This window comes from Salibacterium aidingense DSM 18341, from assembly GCF_000429685.1.
Lineage (GTDB): Bacteria > Bacillota > Bacilli > Bacillales > Marinococcaceae > Salibacterium > Salibacterium aidingense.
On record NZ_KE386940.1, the window covers coordinates 223,235 to 241,080 of the forward strand.

Genomic DNA, 17,846 nt, shown 5'->3' on the forward strand with positions numbered 1-17,846 from the left:
TTCTCTATGAATCTTCTAGAATTCTATACTTCCCTCCTGTTTCAGTCTCTAATCATTTGGAAAGGTCTTTTCTGGAAAAGAGGAGAGGTATATAATATATAAAGAACAGGAGGACGGTTATGCTGGAAGCAGCTAAAGAACGTTTAAGGCAGCATTTTGGATACAATGAATTTATGGAAGGGCAGAAAGATATCATAGAACGCGTGATGAAACAGGAAAAAGTGCTGGGCATCATGCCGACAGGCGGTGGAAAATCCGTCTGTTATCAAATTCCTTCGGTACTGCTCCCTGGGATTACCATTGTTATTTCTCCTTTGATTTCGCTGATGAAAGACCAGGTGGATGAAGCAAAAGAAGCCGGGATTCCGGCGACTTATATTAACAGCTCTCTCCCTCAGGATGAAACAATAAAGAGGATGGAAGAACTCCGGCAGCATAAGTACTGTCTGTTGTATTTAGCACCGGAAAGACTGACTAACCAGCAATTTCTGAAAAAGCTGGCTGCGATCAATGTGTCTCTGACGGCGGTAGATGAAGCCCATTGTCTTTCCCAGTGGGGCCATGACTTCCGGCCAAGTTATTTAGGTATCCCTGATTTTCTGCAATCTCTTTCCAACGATACGGCAGTGTTAGCACTCACGGCTACCGCCACGCCACAGGTGGCTGGCGACATATGTGATGCACTTTCCATTCCAGAAAAACACGTGATTAAAACCGGATTTGCCAGAGAGAATTTGACGTTTTCTGTCGTGAAGGGGCAGGATCGTGATGCTTATCTCCTTGATTATATAAAAAAACGCCGGGCCCAGCCTGGAATTATTTATGCGAATACCCGTAAAGAAGTAGAACGGCTTCATGCCAAATTCAGCAGTGAAACCATCAGCACGGAAAAATATCACGGCGGGATGGAGGCCGAAGAAAGGGCGGCAGCCCAGGAACGTTTTGTTTATGATGAAGTTCCCGTAATGGTGGCGACCACAGCATTTGGCATGGGTATTAATAAATCCAACGTCCGTTATATTCTCCACGCCCAGATGCCGAGAAATATTGAATCTTACTATCAGGAAGCGGGAAGAGCAGGGAGGGATGGGGCTCCCAGTGACTGCATATTGTTATTTGCGCCTCAGGATATACATACTCACCAGTTTTTGATCGAACAATCCCGGCTGGAAGACAGTAGAAAAGAAAAAGAGTATCAAAAGCTGAGGCAAATGGTGAATTACTGTCATACGGAAAAATGTCTGCAGAATTACATTCTGTCTTATTTCGGAGACAACGCGGAAAAGCCATGCGGCAGGTGTCTGCACTGTACAGATAAACGAGTACAACAGGATGCCACCAAGGAAGCACAAATGGTGTTTTCCTGTATAAAGAGAATGCGGGAGCGGTATGGGAAAATCATGGTAGCCCAGGTCCTTGCTGGTTCTTCCAATCAAAAAATCCGGCAGTTCCAGCTGGATACGTTACCGACCTACGGGCTGATGAAAGATAAAACCCAGAAAGAAATCACTTCCTTTATTGATTTTTTATTGGCCCATCAGTACTTAACGTTATCAGAAGGGACCTACCCTCTTGTGAAATTAACCTACAGCGCGCTGGAGGTATTACAAGGAAAGGCCAAAGTAATGAAAAAGGAAACATTATCTGCCGCTCCGATTTCAAGGGAAGATCCCTTGTTCGAAGAAATGAGACAGCTTCGGCTGGCGCTTGCTAAAGAGCATCAAGTGGCTCCCTATATGGTGTTTTCGGATCAGACACTAAAAGAGTTATGCCGGTATTTGCCGGCAGATGAACAGGAAATGCTGGCTATTAAAGGAATTGGAGAACAAAAATTACAAACGTATGGCACAGCTTTTTTAGAAATACTAAAGAGTTGGCAAGTGTCTGGACAGCACTAAAAATAATGGGGAAGTGGAGATCTCCTGGCTGGAAAATAAATAAACGGCCTGTCCATTCCTTTTCAAAAACGACAAATAGGAATATAATGGAGAGAACAGGAGGGAAAGCAATGGCTATTTTACATTTGTTTCAGAACCTCAGAGTGATAGCGACAGGGATACTTTCTTTAACGGCGCTAAGTATTATGATGTTTCAGTCTGTAGAGATTGTCCAGGCCTTTATGTCTTTATTTACCGATTATTTTCATAAGGATTAAAAGAGGAATGGCGGCACATATAACAGCTGGCGGAACCTGAAAAACGGCTCCGCCAGCTTTTTTTGAAGGAAAAAGTTTAATGTTTCAGCGGATGCTGGCAGAAAAGCAGGTTTCTGGAAAAGCAGAATCATGTGCCGCTCTCAGCCCATTAAAAAAGAACTCTCACGTGGAGAGTTCTTTTAATATCTGTGTTGTCATTATTGTTTATTTACGTTAGCAGCTTGTGGGCCACGGTCGCCTTCGACGATTTCGAAGCTCACCTGTTGACCTTCTTCCAATGTTTTGAATCCTTCTTCCTGGATTGCAGAGAAATGAACAAATACATCATCTGCTCCTTCACGCTCAATAAATCCAAAGCCTTTTTCTGCGTTAAACCATTTAACTGTTCCTTGTTCCATGTGATCCTCCTGTGTGCGCCTTACGCACGAAATAAATTACTTATCTTGCTAAACGCTATGATCAATCGGAAACGTTCATTCCCTCTCAATCCTAGGTGACAAAATAGCAATTCCATATTACCATGCCTAAAAAACAAATGCAACACTTCCTGGGCAAATATTAAAAAATTTTTAAATCCCCCTTGGTTGAATGGCGTTCCCTGCTTCTTCCATGATAGAGGAAGTTGACTGTTCCCCAGTTTAAGGCAGCGGTAATCATACATCGTAACGCGGAATGCCGGGTCAGCTGGTTCAACCAGTATACTGCTAAAATGATATTAGAATACGATAGGTCGCCGTTTTATTTTTTTTAGAAAAAATATCGAAAGTGATGTTTAATTACGGCGATTTTAGAGAAATAAAAGTAGTGGGCAGCGAGACTACATTACGTACAGGTATACAATATAAAAGGAAAAGGTGATATTATGGCTATTTTCACAGCAAAAGCAACAGCACAGGGCGGAAGAGATGGACATGTGAAATCAGAAGACGGTCTAATTGATTTGAATCTGGTGACACCGGGCTCCGGTTCGGAAACGGGCTCCAACCCCGAACAGCTATTTGCAGCAGGGTATTCGGCCTGCTATGACGGGGCATTAAACCTTGTAGCAAAAAACCAGAATAAGGATATCGATTCTAAAGTAACGGGTGAAGTCAGCCTGCTGGAGGATAAAAACGATAATGGTTTTAAAATCGGGGTAGAACTAAATGTGGAAATCAATGGTGTATCCCAGGAAGAAGCAGAAGAATTAACCACAGCAGCCCATCAGGTCTGTCCCTATTCCAAGGCAACCCGCGGGAATATTGAAGTAAAAATCAATACCGAAGCAAAATAATACGAGAATTCGAATCTGGAATAAAATCATTAAGAAAGGAAAAGAAGCTGGGTTACTACCATGATAAGGTGAAAATTTCCGAACGATTGCTATAAATCGTTCGGAAATTTTCGTTTGTACTATGTTATCGTTCCGTGACCATATATCGTTTCCGATCCGTCTCCGGCAGGCCCCCGGCAGAAAGAGCCGTACGTTATTCCCGGCGAAGCTTTTGCTGCAGGGGATAAAACGTAAGGCTCTGCACGAGAAGACTCAGCATTATCATCATGAACGCCCAAGAGAGAAGGCCTGCATCGGACCCTCCGGATTCTCCCGTGATCCCCAGAAGAAGGGCAAGAGACATCGTTCCTTTGATCCCGCCCCATGTCATCAGAAAAATATCTGGATTGGTAAAGGTTTGGTTCCAGGAAGGGACCACTTTGACAATACAAAAGAGGACAGCCCCGCGAATGGCAATAGACAATAGAAATCCTGCTCCTACAAACCACAGACCGTCCACTTGCAAGAAATCAATACTCTCTATTCCTATCATAACAAAAATAATAGAAAGTAATACCGGTTCCGTGGTTCCCCAAAAACTGGTTAAATCTTTTCGAAGTGTTTTTTCTTTTTCATTGCTCGTCAGTTCTTTGGACAGGATAAGGCCGCTGACAACGGTGGCCAGCACACCGGAGACACCGATTCCTTCTCCAATGAAAAAACTACCGTAAGCCAGAAGCAGACTAAGCCAGACTTGGTAGATGTGATGGTCGATTTTATGAATACCTTTTGAGGTGATCCATCCGACCACCAGTCCTGCGGCGGCACCTCCGGCAGCCGTATAAATGAATTCCAAAGTAAACATGCCGAAATCAAGGGAACGGTTCTGAAAATAATACCCCGCCAATAAGCTGAAAACTACAATACTGGTCCCGTCATTTATTAAGGATTCTCCTTCAACCACTTCAGCCAGATGATGCCTGTCTCTGCTTTTTTTCAATATTGAAACGACGGTGACAGGATCTGTGGGGACAAGCAGCGCTGCAATTACCATAGCGCCTGCCAGGGAAATGTCCACCAAGGCCTGTCCCCCGACATAGAGGGCGACTCCAAGCAAAAGGGCAGAAAGAAAAACACCAATGGTACCAAGTGTGATAATGAAGGCTGCTTTTTTCCTCAGCTGCTGCAATGGAAACTGATAGGCTGAAATAAATAACAGAGCCGGCAGAATCCAATGAAAGATAAACTCTCTTGTCAGATCTACGTTTTCAAATACAGGGAAAAGTCCAAGGAGCATTCCTGCAGCGATAAGAAGAACCGGGGCGGGGAATTTTTTCTGGTTTTTATCCATCGTAAAAACAAAAAAGCCAATGCAGGCGATGATTAACAAAATCGGAGCGTTCATCACAGGTTCTCCTTTTTACTGGTATCTTTTCCTGCATACCCCTCTCGTAAAAATATAAAACAGAAAATCTGCAGGGCCGGGTGGGTGCTGGGCCCCCATCCACTCCTAAAAGAACAGAGCCCGGCAGGTTTCCCTGGACTCTGTTCTTTCTTAGACGGTATTCTTTTTTTTGCTGCGGATCCCCTGTAGTATAGGCACGATAAACGAAAGGAATCCCGCGATCAGCATCCCCAGCGCAATCGGCTGGGTAAAGAAGATACTAATGTCATTATTTGACATCGTCATGGCCTGCCGGAAGGATTCTTCCATCATGCCGCCGAGAATAAAGGCGAGAATAAAAGGAGCGGCCGGAAAAGACAATAGTCTCATCGCATATCCCACCGCACCGAACAGAAGCAGCAGATAGAGATCAAACGTGTTGAAGCTGATGGAATAGACGCCGATCATACTGAACATGATTACAAGAGAGATCAGCATCGGACGGGGAATAGCAAGTATTTTGGCAATGTAGGGGATAAGCGGCAGGTTCAAAATCAGCAAAAAGATGTTGCCAATATACATGCTGACGATGACCCCCCAGAATAATTCCGGCTGATCTGTCATTAACAGCGGCCCCGGCTGAATATCCATTACCAAAAGGGCCCCGAGTAGTACAGCGGTGGTACCGGAACCAGGAATCCCGAGACTGAGAAGCGGGACAAATGCGCCACTTGTAGCGGCGTTATTAGCCGTTTCTGGAGCGGCCACCCCTTTCACAGCACCCTTTCCAAACTCCTCTGGTTTTCTCGCGATTTTTTTCTCTGTAATGTAGCCGATAAAAGAGGCGATCGTTGCGCCGGCACCAGGGAGGATGCCCAAAACAAAACCCAGCAGAGATTGTCTGCCCATGGGACCGCCCATCTCTTTAACCTCTTTTTTAGTAAGCTTCAGGCTGCCAATGGAGCCTTTATTCTGCGAGGACTGGTGTCGATTGATGATTAAAGCACAGACTTCTGCGAGGGCAAATAAACCAAGGGCTACTACGAGAAAATCAATCCCTTCCAGCAGATTGGGGTTGCCAAACGTAAAACGGGTTGTTCCGGTTTGGCTGTCAATCCCAATGGTAACGGCCATTACTCCGACCACGGCTGATATAAGGGCCTTTAAGGTAGAACCGTCGGCTAAACTTGATATGGCAGTAAGCCCCAGCACCATTAAGGCAAAGTATTCCGGCGGGCCGAATACGATAGCCACACTAGATAGGACAGGGGCAAACAGCATCAGAAGAACAACGCTGACCGTTCCGCCAAAAAAAGAAGCAATCGCTGCAATCGCGAGAGCTTTTCCCGCTTCGCCGCGCTGGGCCATCGGGTATCCGTCAAAGGAAGTGGCAACCGTTCCAGAAATACCAGGGGCATTCAATAATATGGAAGAAGTCGAACCGCCGAATACGGCACCGTAATAAACGCCGGCCATTAATACCAGGGCCACCGGCGGGTCCATGGTGTAGGTCAATGGAATCATAATGGCAATCGCACTGATTGGCCCGAGTCCGGGCATCATCCCGATCAGGGTTCCTGCCATCACCCCTAAAAAAACAAATAGTATTCCCTGAAAACTGAAAGCGAGCTGGACGCCGCTGAGTATGCCTTCTAACGAACCCATGTTACCCCCTCCTTTCTATAAAGGAATAATTCCTGCCGGCAGGTTAATACCGAGCATCATTGTAAAAATACTGTAAAGAATAACTGGAAACAATACAGCAACCAGCATATTTTTGAGATGTTTCTTGTAACCGAGAAAATTAGAACAGAGATAGATAAATAAAAAAGAAACGAGAATGAATCCAGCCTGTTCCAAAAAGATAATATAACCAAGGGTTAACAGCAGAACTCCTCCGATTTTTATTACATCCTGTTTTGGGATTCGGCGTTTTTCCTTGTCTTCTTCCGTTTCCTGATCTTTTGTGAAGAATAGCAGCAGACTTAACAAAATAAGAAGCCATCCAAGTACTTTTGGCATCGTGTCCGCTCCGATAGGACCTGTGCCGAAGCTTTGCAGTTGATAGGAAAGGTACAAGTAAAAAACCGCCAACGCAATAAGAAATAGACTGACTTTACGGTGAATAGGCCGAAGCAATGGATGTCCCTCCTGTTCTGCGCAATATGAATGAGAAATACCGTGATCCTGCATAAAAAGACCACGGCTTCCTTTGCATTGATCTTATTCGCCCTGAATATTCAAGTCATTTAACAGCTTCTGCATTGATTCTTTTTCTTCATCCAAAAACTGTCTGTATTCTTCGCTGTCCATGTACATTTCGTTCCAGGCGAATTTTTCCCGCGTCTCTGCCCAGTGATTAGATTCATTTAGTTCCTGAAATTTTTCTTCATAGTAAGCAATCTCTGCATCGCTCATATCCGGCGGCCCGAAGAAACCTCTCCAGTTTACAAACGTTTCGTCAATTCCCTGTTCTTTTGCGGTAGGAAAGTCTTCAACAACGTCGCCTTCCATCCGTTCTTCAGCGGTTACACCAAGAACTCGTATTTCTCCAGCCCGGACCTGTTCGATCGTTTCCGTCACTCCGGAGGAATATACATCCGCATTTCCATTCAGCAGGTTTGTCATCGTACTGCCATCCTGGGCTGATACATATTTAATGGATTGAGGATCGACACCGGCTGCTTTTGCAATCTTTACAAACTGAATGTGATCCATGCTCCCCGGAGATGATTCACCAATGACCGTGATGTCCTCCGGGTTCTCTTTCATATCATCAAACAGTTCATTCAAGTCCTCCCAGGGAGCATCTTCGCGTACGGCGAAGGCTCCGTAATCAGAAATCATGTTCGCAATGGGGGTGAAATCTTCATGACCGTATTCGGACTGGCCGTTTAACGGAATCAACAGCAGCGGCGGAGACGCGACAAACAGGTGATGAGGATTGCCGGCCTTTTCTGCGATATAGGACCAGCCGACAGCACCGCCTCCTCCTTCTTTATTTACCACGCCAAACCCCTGATCGATGATGCTTTCTTCTTCAAATCCTTCAGCCGCCATACGGGCTGTAGTGTCCCATCCGCCGCCGGCTCCGGAAGGGGCGACAATTTCAAGAGATTGTTCCGGTTCCCAGTTTTCCTCCCCTGAGGAACCGGAAGCGTTTTCTTCTCCGCTCTCGTTAGAATTGCCGCCTCCACAGGCGGTAAGTGCAAGCGCTGCCATAAGACTTATAAATAACAGCCATAATTGTTTCATTGGAAGACCTCCTTTTTTTCACTGGATCTATCATAAAAGAAGAGTGAATATATGTAATCGTTTTCAAAATAAACCGTATTAAAATAAAAAAGAATATTTTGTGCATTTTGTTCACAAAAATGGGGGTCTCCATTGCAATCCATTGCTATACATAAAAAAACACCCCAATGTTAGTTTTTTACTCTAACGTTTGGGGTGCAGTACTGAATCGTTCGGAATTTATTATCTGTTGATGGTTTTGTTCCCAGTCTCCTTATTTCCTGAAATATTTTCGTTCCGGGCGGCCTACAATGCCATAAATGGGCTTCGCTTCTGCTTCTTTAATGGATATCAAGTATTCCAGGTAGCGTCTTGCGGTGGTGCGGGAAGCGCCTAAAAAGGAGCCCATTTCTTCTGCTGTCACCCCCGCTGATGTTTGCTCTAATTCATCTCGGACGGTTTGCAGGGTAAGGGGGTCAATCCCTTTAGGCAGATCTTCCAGCTCCTTTTCTTTGGCTGCAGCGGTTGTACCGGAAGGGCGAAAAGAGGTAAGCCTGTCGATATGATCCTGGGTCAATTCTGCTGATTCGGTCAGCTGCTGCCGGAACGAGATATATTTCTGCAGTGTTTGTTCCAGCCGTTCGAGGGAAACGGGTTTAACGATGTAATCGAAAACCCCGTACCGAAGCGATTTCTGCACATGTGCTGTATCAGAGGAGGCTGAAATGATAATAATATCCACAGAGGGATAATGTTCCCGGATATTGCCAAGAAGGCTGGTGCCAAGTTCATCCGGCATATAGATATCCAATAACAGGAGGTGAATGGGGTGCTTCTTGAGCATCTCCATTGTCTCTCGGGCGTTCAGGGCCCGGTGATCACATTGAAAGCCTTCTACCTGCTGAACCAATTCCTGATGAATGGAAGCGATGCGAAAATCATCTTCTGCGATTCCAGCATGAATCATGTTCTACCCCTCATTTCTATTTATTTTTTGGGATATAGATGGAGAAGACCGTTCCACCTTCCTCCCGATTATGAAATTCGATCATACCCCCAAGATCCTCAACCGTTTCTCTTATAATAGCAAGGCCATATCCGCGTTTGTGCTCCCCTGTTTTAGTGGAGAATCCTTTTTCCATCAGGTCCGGGAGATCGGCAGGAAGGCCGTTGCCGTTATCGGTGACCTCGAAAATAATGTCGTTTCCCAAATCCGTTACAAAAAAGGAAACAGAAGGTGCTGGATGCTGAAGGGAGGCATCCATGGCATTATCAATGACATTGCCAAGAATGGAAATCAGCTGGGTCTGGCTGATATGCTCCGGGAGCGGATCCAATTGACTCGCTTCATCAATGTTAAATTCAATTTTTCTTTCCGATGCCCGGCCCGCTTTTCCTGTCAAAATCGCCTGTACTGCCGAATCTTTTATTTGATGGAATAACACGGAAGTTTGTCTTTCCTGGTTGACCGTTTCTTCTTCAATCAGCTGGATGGCTTCCTCTATTTTTCCTAAATGCAGGTAACCAGCAAGGGCATAAAGTTTATTGGAGAATTCATGATTCTGGGAACGAAGATCGTCCGAGTATTTTTTTATATCAGAAAGGGTGTTCGCCATATCCATCATTTCTGTTTTGTCCCGGAAGGTGGAGACCACCCCGGCAATGGTGTCTTTGTGATATATCGGTTCCCGGTTTACAATAAATAATTTACCATTCATGGAAAATTCCTGGTTAAACTCGGGTTCGCCATGCTGCAGTACTCGTTCCATTACTGAATTAGGAAGGATATCGGTTACCAGGCTGCCTTCCACGTTTTCTTGAAAACCGAGCATGTCAATGGCGGAGTCATTTACCATGGTTATGGTACTTTTTGTATCAATCGCAATGATACCTTCACGTATAGCTTTCAGCGTAGCCTGCCTTACTTCATAAAGGTTGGCGATCTGGAAAGGTTCAAGTCCGTACATGTCTTTTTTTATACTTCGGGAAAGGAACACAGCACCAACCGTGCCAATGCCGATGGCAAACAGCGCGAGCAGGCCGAGAATACCAAGCCGCTGCACGACAGTTGCCCGTAAATCCTCTATTAAAAAACCGACGGAAATGATGCCGACAATATCACCGGCGTCGTTTCGCACCGGTGTTTTTCCACGCAGAGATGGACCAAGTGTTCCTTCCGCCTGAGAAATGTATGATTCGCCGTTTTCCAGGGCGCGGGCGTTGTCTCCTCCTACCATGTGTTCGCCTATTTTCCATTCATCGGGGTGAGCATAACGAATGCCGTTTTCGTCTCCGATCACCACAAATTCTGCGCCGGACTGCTCCCGGATTCGTTCCGCATAAGGCTGCAGTACACTGCTTGGGTTTTCTGACGCAAAAGCTTCGCGGACTACAGGAGACCCTGCGACATAGGTAGCCGTACTTAATGCTTTATCACCCAGGGTATCCTCGATATCCTGTGATTCCAGATAAGCAAAGAAACCGGATAAAACAACGGTAACAAAAGTGAGGAGAGTAAAAATAAGAATAATAATTTTCGTTTGAATGCTGACCTGCATATCTCTGTCCCTCTTCTCCAACGCCCGGAAGTTTGACATATATGTGAATTCTACCATAAGATGACTGCCTGGAAACGTCAACCCAGAATCCGAAGAGATATGGTACGATAGAGTCAGCGAAAACAGAGAGGAAGGATTGTCCCTAATGAGTAAAGCAGTCATTCTTGCCGAGAAACCTTCGGTAGGAAAGGATATCGCAAGAGTTTTAGGATGCAGGCAGGACAAGAATGGATACATGGAAGGTTCGAATTATATTATTACATGGGCGTTCGGTCACCTCATCACCCTGGCAGAGCCGGAAGTTTATGATCAGAAATATAAAACTTGGAGGCTGGAAGACCTGCCGATGCTTCCAGAGCAGCTGAAACTTTCAGTCATTAACAAATCAGGCAGGCAGTTCAATATCGTAAAAAAACAGTTATACCGCAACGATGTCAGCGAGGTTATCATCGCTACCGACGCCGGCCGGGAAGGAGAGCTCGTAGCCCGCTGGATCCTTGATAAAGCAAATGTGAAGAAAAAAATCAAACGTCTTTGGATATCTTCCGTGACAGATCAGGCCATTAAACAAGGGTTTAAGCGACTGTATGACGGCCGGAAATTCAATCCACTATACGCAGCTGCCCAGGCAAGAGCGGAGGCAGACTGGTATGTAGGGATGAACGCTACCAGAGCTCTAACGACGAAGTTTAATGCTTCGCTTTCCTGCGGACGGGTGCAGACACCAACCCTTGCGATGGTGGCTTCCCGGGAACAGGAAATAAAGCATTTCCAACCGGCCCCATTTTATCAGCTGTATGCGACGACGGAAAAAGGTCTGACGTTTTGGTGGCAGCATCCGAAATCAGGCGATAATCGGCAGTTTTCAAAGGAGAAAGCCGAACAACTCGAGGAAAAAATCAAAAACAGAAAGCTCGTTATTACTTCGGTGGCGACAAAAGAAAAACGACAGGATGCGCCGCTCTTGTATGATTTAACAGAACTGCAGCGGGAATGCAGTCAGCGCTTTGGCTTTTCGGCAAAGGAAACACTTAGTGTTCTGCAGCGGCTGTACGAAACCCATAAGGTTCTCACGTATCCAAGAACGGATTCACGATACTTGTCCTCCGACCTCAAAGGCACGATGAAGGAGAGGCTGAAAGCTGTTGATGTAAAGCCGTTTTCTTTGCACATTCTCAAGATAACAAAACAAAATTGGCAGCTTTCAAAACAAATGTTCAATGACAATAAAGTCTCCGATCACCATGCCCTCATTCCAACGGAGGAATCTCCGAGGTTGGCCGATATGTCCGATAAAGAAAAGAAAGTCTATGAAATGGTGGTGAACCGTTTTCTTGCCGCGTTTTTCCCTCCGGAGAAAAAGGAAGTGACAGAAGGAAAGGCAGAACTGGCAGATGAGCTGTTTACTGCAAAAGAAGAGGCAGTGAAAGAACCAGGATGGAAAGAAATATATGAAAAAGAAGAAAATCAGGGAAAGAGCGGTCGTCTGGCAGCTCTTCGTGAAAATGATGCGTTACCATTGAGGAAAACCGGACTCGAAAAAGGAGAAACAAAACCGCCGTCCGCCCTGACGGAAGCGGGTCTGTTATCGGCAATGGAAAATCCGGCCCGGTTTATGCAGGGCGAAGATAAACAGCTTGTCCAGACAATAAAAAACTCGGGTGGTATCGGGACCGTGGCAACGAGAGCAGATATTATTGATAAACTGCAGAACACGTTTTTATTAGAAAAACGAGGAAATACCTTTCATCTTACTTCTAAAGGGAAGCAGCTTCTTGACCTTGTACCAGAGGAACTGAAATCAGCAACCCTTACCGCCGAGTGGGAACAGCAGCTGGATGAAATAGAAAAGGGAAACAGGAACAAAGAAGAATTCATTCAACAAATGAAAAACTATGCGGCGGAAGTAGTAGAGGGGGTAAAACAAAGCAAGAAGGCATTTAAGCATGACAATATTACCGGCACCCCCTGCCCGGAGTGCGGCAGACTGCTGCTGGAAGTGAAAGGGAAACATGGGAAAATGAAAGTTTGTCAGGACCGCTCGTGCGGATATAAAAAGAACATTGCCAAATGGACGAATGCCCGCTGTCCAAACTGTAAGAAGAAAATGGAACTCCGCGGAGAAGGGGATGGAAAAATTTTCGTCTGCCGCTGCGGCTATAAGGAGAAGGAAACCGCCTTTATCGAACGAAGGAACAAGGAGAAACAGGATAAAGCTTCTAAACAAGACGTCAAAAAGTATCTTAATGATCAGGACGAGGGACTGGCAAATCCGGCTCTTGCAGAGGCGCTGCAAAACTGGAAAGGAAAGAAATAAGGAAACCGGGGGCTGCCCTGATAAAGGCAGCCCCCGGCATTTTACACTATAGAAACAGCTTATTTTCAAACGTGTGCAACCGGCTTGTTAAGGTCACAATACATTCTTGCCTGTAGTACTGCTGCACATTGTCAGCAAGTTCTTCTTCTGTACAGCAATAATGTATATTTGGACTGCCGGCATATAAATTTTCAATGGCTTCAGAGGTTCCTACTGTTATCTGCCGTTCTGCCGCATTGTAAAAATAAGCAAAGTTTTTTCCAGGCATACTACCCCTCCTTTGAATAAGCCATCAATATGATTGGCACAAGACGAAGTATGGATAATGTTTTGGGACAAGTATAGCTATAATATTTTTACAATTCAACAAATGAACCATTAAGTTCTCATTACATCGTTATCATAAAAATAATATAGAGGTTTTTATTAGAATGTGATACAATGAATGTATTATAAAACGAGACGGTGTTTTTGAATAAGGAATAGCATAAATCCAGCAAGGCTGTATCCCTTATAAGGAAACGGGGATGCAGTCTTTTTTGATATGGAAAAGCCAATACGTTTCGAGACGAATTGGGTAATATCAGAGATTTGCGTTAAAAATAGGGCTGAATCGTTAATAAAGAAAAGGAGAAGAGTATACGTGACTTTGTTTTCAGAATTACAGATGGATAAAGAGATCCTACAGGCAGTAAATGACATGGGATTTGAAGAAGCAACCCCGATTCAGGCGGAGGTGATTCCCAAGTTCAAGAAGGGCCGGGATATTATTGGCCAGGCCCAAACCGGAACAGGGAAGACAGCAGCATTTGGTATTCCGCTGATTGAGCAGATGAAACAGGAAGAAAAATATCCACAGGGCCTTGTACTGGCCCCGACCAGGGAGCTTGCCATTCAGGTCTCGGAAGAATTGAACCGCCTGGGCCGCTTTAAAGGCATACAGGCCCTTGCGATATACGGCGGTCAGGAAATAACAAGACAAATTAAGGCCTTAAAGCGGCGTCCCCAGATTATAGTGGCAACGCCAGGCCGGTTTATGGATCATATGAGAAGAAAAACGATTCGTCCGGAATATATGGAAAGTGTGGTGCTGGATGAAGCAGATGAAATGTTGAGTATGGGTTTTATTGAAGATATTGAAACTATTCTTGATTCCGTGTCCAAAGAGCGTCAAACCTTATTGTTTTCGGCCACGATGCCGGGACGTCTGCAGACGGTAACAGAAAAATTTATGAATGATCCAGACGTTGTGAAAGTCAAAAGCAAGGGAATTACGGTTTCTAATATAGATCAGCATTATATTGAAGTGCCGGAAAGAGAGAAATTCGATACATTGTGCCATCTGCTTGATATTACGCCGCCGGAGCTTGCGATCGTGTTTGGCCGCACGAAGCGGAGAGTGGACGAACTGTCCGAGGCATTAACCCAGAGGGGATATGCCGCTGCCGGTATACATGGCGACTTAAAGCAGGAACAGCGGGACAAAGTACTCCGGCAATTTAAAAAGGGAATTCTCGATATATTGGTGGCAACGGATGTAGCAGCGAGGGGGCTGGACGTTCAAAACGTCACCCACGTCTATAATTTTGATCTTCCGCAGGATCCGGAAAGCTATGTCCACCGTATCGGCCGGACAGGCCGGGCCGGAAAGGAAGGGGCGGCTATCAGTTTTTCCACCCCGAAAGAAATCAGCCACCTCCGTTTTATAGAGAAAACGATAAAAAAGCAGATGACCAAACAAGAAATCCCAACACTGGAAGAGGCCCTTCACGGACGGTACCAGCAGGCAGTGAATAAGCTGAAAGAGGCTGCATCGGAAGAGGTTCCAAGAGAAGTGGAAAATGCTGCGAAAACATTGCTGAGCGGTTACGACCCTGTTACTCTGGTCGCAGCTGCTGTTAAACTAAATACAAAAGAACCCGAACATGCAGCTATCCAACTTACAGAAGAGGCCTCTCTGCGCCCAAAAAACAAGACAGGTAAACGGAATTCCAGACAGCGTCAGGATCGGAGAGGAAAAAGAAAACACAGACCTAGAAGCCGCTCTTAGGAAAAGAGCGGCTTTTCCTTTATGATCCATGTAGACGTATGTCCTTCGGAAAACCGGCTTGATCATGTTATGATAAAAAGAGTGTGAAATCTCCTCGTTAAAGGGGGAAATATAAAATGAGCATATTACGAGCAGAGGATTTATACCAATCATTTGGAGAGAAAACGTTATTTGACCATATTTCGTTTGTGGTGGAGGACCGGGACCGGATCGGATTGATCGGTGTGAATGGAACCGGGAAGTCGTCACTCCTGAAGATATTGGCAGGGATCGATACACCGGAACGGGGGGAATTGTTTCATTCTAATTCTCTTCAGGTAGAATATCTTCCTCAGGAACCGGATTTGGAGGAAGAGCTAACGGTCCTGGATCAGATTTATTACGGCGAGGCCGGGGTCATGAAAACGATGCGCCGTTATGAAAAAGCACTGGCAGAACTCGAGCAGAATAATGAAAGCAAAGAAGCACAGGATCATCTGATGAACGCGCAGCAGCAAATGGATGAACTGCAGGCATGGGAAGCAAATACAACGGCAAAGCAGGTGTTAACCCGTCTTGGCATTACATCATTTATGAAAAAGGTCAAGGAGTTATCTGGCGGACAGAAAAAAAGGGTCGCGATCGCAAAGGCTTTAATACAACCGGCGGACCTGTTGATTATGGATGAACCGACAAACCACCTCGATAACGAATCGATTGAATGGCTGGAAAGTTATCTTTCCTCCTATCATGGGGCATTAATGCTTGTCACCCACGACCGCTATTTTTTAAACCGTGTCACCAACAGGATCTATGAATTGGATAAGGGAAAGCTGTACGTGTATGAAGGCAACTATGAACTGTTTTTAGAAAAAAAGGCGGAGCGGGAAGCGCTGGAAGAACAGAATGAAATCAAGCGGCAGAATATTCTCCGCTCTGAACTTTCCTGGTTGAAAAAGCAGCCGAGAGCCCGGGGAACCAAACAGAAAGCACGTGTCGACCGGGTGGAACAGCTCAAAAACCAGTCAGGACCCGCGAAAAAACAGGACGTCGATTTTGCGATAGGTTCGACCCGCCTCGGAAAAAAAGTGATAGAAGCAGAAGGCCTTACGAAAACTTATGGCTCCTTCACATTATTTAGTTCTTTTGATTACTTAATGACTCCCGGGGAGCGTCTTGGTATTGTTGGACCGAACGGAAGTGGAAAAACGACGCTGTTAAATGTTCTTGCCGGAAGAACAGAAGCGGATGATGGCTGGATCGAAAGAGGACCTACTGTTAGGATCGGCTACTATTCCCAGGAACATGAAGATTTGGATGAGAATAAACGTGTGATTGAATATATCAGGGAGACAGCGGAAGTAGTACAAACTGTGGAAGGAAAAGAAATTACAGCAGAACAAATGCTGGAACGGTTTCTTTTTCCGCGTTCGCTGCAGTGGAATTATATTTCCCGGCTTTCCGGCGGAGAACGCAGAAGGCTGTATTTATTGAGTGTATTAATGCAGGAACCAAACGTCCTGTTTTTGGATGAGCCAACCAATGATCTGGACACCGAAACATTAAGCGTGCTGGAGGATTATCTCGATCAATTTCCAGGTGTAGTGGTGACGGTTTCGCACGACCGCTACTTTTTAGACCGGGTGGTGGATGCTTTACTGGTATTTAAAGAAGATGGCACCCTGGAAAAGTATCAGGGGAATTATTCAGAGCTCATGGAGGAACGAAAACAAAGTGCTGCCGCCCCGTCTCCCGCGTCTTCGTCCAAATCGAATGCCCCCGCCTCCCGGGACTCGTCTTCCCGTAAGAAAATGTCCTATAAGGAAAAGCAGGAATGGGAAGGGATCGAAGAAAAAATAGACCATCTGGAACAAGAAAAAGCTGCCGTGGAACAGGAAATAGAAAAAGCAGGAAGCGATTTTGAAAAAGCTCAGGAATGGATGGAACGACAGAAAGAATTGGAAGAGGAATTAGAGCAGGCAATGGAACGGTGGACCGAGCTGTCTCTTCTTGCCGAAGAACTTGAACAGACGAAGAGTTGAAGGATTGGAGAGCTGGATGCATAATAAATGGACATGAAGGGGGAATCTAAGGAAAGCCCCTGATAAAGGAAGATCGCTATGGAAGCAGGACTATTACTGGAATACGGCTGGGTGCTTCTGGTTCTTATATTACTGGAAGGCATCCTCGCGGCAGATAACGCCTTGGTTCTTGCCATTATGGTGAAGAACCTGCCGGAAGAGCAGCGAAAAAAGGCACTTTTCTATGGCCTGGCCGGCGCGTTTGTGTTCCGATTCGCTTCATTATTTGTCATATCCTTTTTAGTGGATGTCTGGCAGGTGCAGGCGATAGGAGCATTGTATCTGTTATTTATGGCCGGCAATCATATTGTGCGGAAAGTATGGCTGCAAAATGATAAATCCCCGGAAGAAAAAGCAGAGGAGAAGAAGGCAGGAACTGCAGGCTTTTGGGGAACCGTGCTGAAAGTCGAAGTCGCTGATATCGCTTTTGCGGTTGATTCGATTTTAGCCGCCGTTGCCCTCGCTGTCACTCTGCCTGATAGCCCGATTGGAAATATCGGAGGCCTGGACGGCGGAAAATTTATCGTCATTCTCACTGGAGGCTTAATTGGTGTTATTATCATGCGGTTTGCTGCAACTTTGTTTGTGAAGCTGTTGAAAAAACGGCCGGGGCTGGAAATTGCCGCCTTCCTTATTGTCGGCTGGGTTGGGATTAAATTGGCTGTCTATACGTTGTCCCATCCAGCTTTACATGTGCTTCCGGAAGAATTCGCGGAATCGACTCCCTGGAAGATCACCTTTTATTTGGTTTTGGTCTTGATTGCTTTAGGCGGTTGGTTTTTATCCAGCAAGAAGGAAGAAGCAGAGAGCGATGGACTGGTATAAGCATGTAAATG

General features: G+C 45.5%; 15 protein-coding genes. 7 read left to right on the top strand and 8 right to left on the bottom strand.

The window, feature by feature from the left end; translation table 11 throughout:
- Nucleotides 1-119 precede the first annotated feature (119 nt).
- Nucleotides 120-1,898, top strand: coding sequence for a DNA helicase RecQ (gene recQ, locus G475_RS0123165; RefSeq protein WP_026703288.1), 1,779 nt, complete (start codon nucleotides 120-122; stop codon nucleotides 1,896-1,898).
- A gap of 110 nt (nucleotides 1,899-2,008) precedes the next feature.
- Nucleotides 2,009-2,155 (top strand): hypothetical protein, encoded by a 147-nt coding sequence (locus tag G475_RS27480; protein WP_156911874.1) that lies wholly within the window; start codon nucleotides 2,009-2,011, stop codon nucleotides 2,153-2,155.
- Nucleotides 2,156-2,352: 197 nt separating this feature from the next.
- Here the strand turns inward: G475_RS27480 and G475_RS0123180 are convergent, their stop codons facing one another.
- Entirely contained in the window at nucleotides 2,353-2,553 is a 201-nt protein-coding gene (locus G475_RS0123180) for a cold-shock protein (protein WP_026703289.1), read from the bottom strand.
- Between the two features lie 464 nt (nucleotides 2,554-3,017).
- On the opposite strand from G475_RS0123180, the gene G475_RS0123185 reads away from it, so the two are divergent.
- Nucleotides 3,018-3,428 carry an organic hydroperoxide resistance protein gene (locus G475_RS0123185; protein ID WP_026703290.1) on the top strand — a complete coding sequence of 137 codons (411 nt, stop codon included), beginning with the start codon at nucleotides 3,018-3,020 and terminating at the stop codon, nucleotides 3,426-3,428.
- A 193-nt stretch (nucleotides 3,429-3,621) separates the two neighbouring features.
- On the opposite strand, the gene G475_RS0123190 is transcribed toward G475_RS0123185, so the two are convergent.
- From G475_RS0123190 to G475_RS0123215, 6 genes are all read right to left on the bottom strand, one after another.
- The gene (locus tag G475_RS0123190) at nucleotides 3,622-4,812 is read right to left on the bottom strand and encodes a cation:proton antiporter (RefSeq protein WP_026703291.1); all 1,191 of its coding nucleotides are present in this window, start codon (nucleotides 4,810-4,812) and stop codon (nucleotides 3,622-3,624) included.
- 150 nt (nucleotides 4,813-4,962) lie between these two features.
- Entirely contained in the window at nucleotides 4,963-6,456 is a 1,494-nt protein-coding gene (locus G475_RS0123195) for a tripartite tricarboxylate transporter permease (RefSeq protein WP_026703292.1), read from the bottom strand.
- 15 nt (nucleotides 6,457-6,471) lie between these two features.
- On the bottom strand, nucleotides 6,472-6,930 hold the full coding sequence (locus G475_RS0123200; RefSeq protein ID WP_026703293.1) for a tripartite tricarboxylate transporter TctB family protein: 459 nt from the start codon (nucleotides 6,928-6,930) through the stop codon (nucleotides 6,472-6,474).
- An 84-nt stretch (nucleotides 6,931-7,014) separates the two neighbouring features.
- Nucleotides 7,015-8,046 carry a tripartite tricarboxylate transporter substrate binding protein gene (locus tag G475_RS0123205; RefSeq protein ID WP_026703294.1) on the bottom strand — a complete coding sequence of 344 codons (1,032 nt, stop codon included), beginning with the start codon at nucleotides 8,044-8,046 and terminating at the stop codon, nucleotides 7,015-7,017.
- Nucleotides 8,047-8,299: 253 nt separating this feature from the next.
- On the bottom strand, nucleotides 8,300-8,992 hold the full coding sequence (locus tag G475_RS0123210; RefSeq protein ID WP_026703295.1) for a response regulator: 693 nt from the start codon (nucleotides 8,990-8,992) through the stop codon (nucleotides 8,300-8,302).
- Between the two features lie 16 nt (nucleotides 8,993-9,008).
- Complete coding sequence (locus G475_RS0123215; RefSeq protein ID WP_026703296.1) at nucleotides 9,009-10,583, bottom strand: ATP-binding protein; 1,575 nt, start codon at nucleotides 10,581-10,583, stop codon at nucleotides 9,009-9,011.
- 145 nt (nucleotides 10,584-10,728) lie between these two features.
- Here G475_RS0123215 and G475_RS0123220 point away from each other — a divergent pair, with 145 nt between their 5' ends.
- Nucleotides 10,729-12,900, top strand: coding sequence for a DNA topoisomerase III (locus G475_RS0123220; protein ID WP_026703297.1), 2,172 nt, complete (start codon nucleotides 10,729-10,731; stop codon nucleotides 12,898-12,900).
- 46 nt (nucleotides 12,901-12,946) lie between these two features.
- Here the strand turns inward: G475_RS0123220 and G475_RS0123225 are convergent, their stop codons facing one another.
- Entirely contained in the window at nucleotides 12,947-13,168 is a 222-nt protein-coding gene (locus tag G475_RS0123225) for a hypothetical protein (protein WP_026703298.1), read from the bottom strand.
- A gap of 375 nt (nucleotides 13,169-13,543) precedes the next feature.
- Here G475_RS0123225 and G475_RS26165 point away from each other — a divergent pair, with 375 nt between their 5' ends.
- From G475_RS26165 to G475_RS0123240, 3 genes are all read left to right on the top strand, one after another.
- Complete coding sequence (locus G475_RS26165) at nucleotides 13,544-14,950, top strand: DEAD/DEAH box helicase (protein ID WP_051302847.1); 1,407 nt, start codon at nucleotides 13,544-13,546, stop codon at nucleotides 14,948-14,950.
- 116 nt (nucleotides 14,951-15,066) lie between these two features.
- Nucleotides 15,067-16,971, top strand: coding sequence for an ABC-F family ATP-binding cassette domain-containing protein (locus G475_RS0123235; protein ID WP_026703299.1), 1,905 nt, complete (start codon nucleotides 15,067-15,069; stop codon nucleotides 16,969-16,971).
- Nucleotides 16,972-17,049: 78 nt separating this feature from the next.
- A complete protein-coding gene (locus G475_RS0123240; protein ID WP_026703300.1) occupies nucleotides 17,050-17,835 on the top strand; it encodes a TerC family protein in 786 nt (261 codons plus the stop codon).
- Nucleotides 17,836-17,846: the final 11 nt, after the last annotated feature.

Coding starts and splice junctions, on each gene's coding strand:
- recQ (WP_026703288.1), top strand. CDS start 120: ATGCTGGAAGCAGCTAAAGAACGTTTAAGGCAGCATTTTGGATACAAT.
- G475_RS27480 (WP_156911874.1), top strand. CDS start 2,009: ATGGCTATTTTACATTTGTTTCAGAACCTCAGAGTGATAGCGACAGGG.
- G475_RS0123180 (WP_026703289.1), bottom strand. CDS start 2,553: ATGGAACAAGGAACAGTTAAATGGTTTAACGCAGAAAAAGGCTTTGGA.
- G475_RS0123185 (WP_026703290.1), top strand. CDS start 3,018: ATGGCTATTTTCACAGCAAAAGCAACAGCACAGGGCGGAAGAGATGGA.
- G475_RS0123190 (WP_026703291.1), bottom strand. CDS start 4,812: ATGAACGCTCCGATTTTGTTAATCATCGCCTGCATTGGCTTTTTTGTT.
- G475_RS0123195 (WP_026703292.1), bottom strand. CDS start 6,456: ATGGGTTCGTTAGAAGGCATACTCAGCGGCGTCCAGCTCGCTTTCAGT.
- G475_RS0123205 (WP_026703294.1), bottom strand. CDS start 8,046: ATGAAACAATTATGGCTGTTATTTATAAGTCTTATGGCAGCGCTTGCA.
- G475_RS0123210 (WP_026703295.1), bottom strand. CDS start 8,992: ATGATTCATGCTGGAATCGCAGAAGATGATTTTCGCATCGCTTCCATT.
- G475_RS0123215 (WP_026703296.1), bottom strand. CDS start 10,583: ATGCAGGTCAGCATTCAAACGAAAATTATTATTCTTATTTTTACTCTC.
- G475_RS0123220 (WP_026703297.1), top strand. CDS start 10,729: ATGAGTAAAGCAGTCATTCTTGCCGAGAAACCTTCGGTAGGAAAGGAT.
- G475_RS0123225 (WP_026703298.1), bottom strand. CDS start 13,168: ATGCCTGGAAAAAACTTTGCTTATTTTTACAATGCGGCAGAACGGCAG.
- G475_RS0123235 (WP_026703299.1), top strand. CDS start 15,067: ATGAGCATATTACGAGCAGAGGATTTATACCAATCATTTGGAGAGAAA.
- G475_RS0123240 (WP_026703300.1), top strand. CDS start 17,050: ATGGAAGCAGGACTATTACTGGAATACGGCTGGGTGCTTCTGGTTCTT.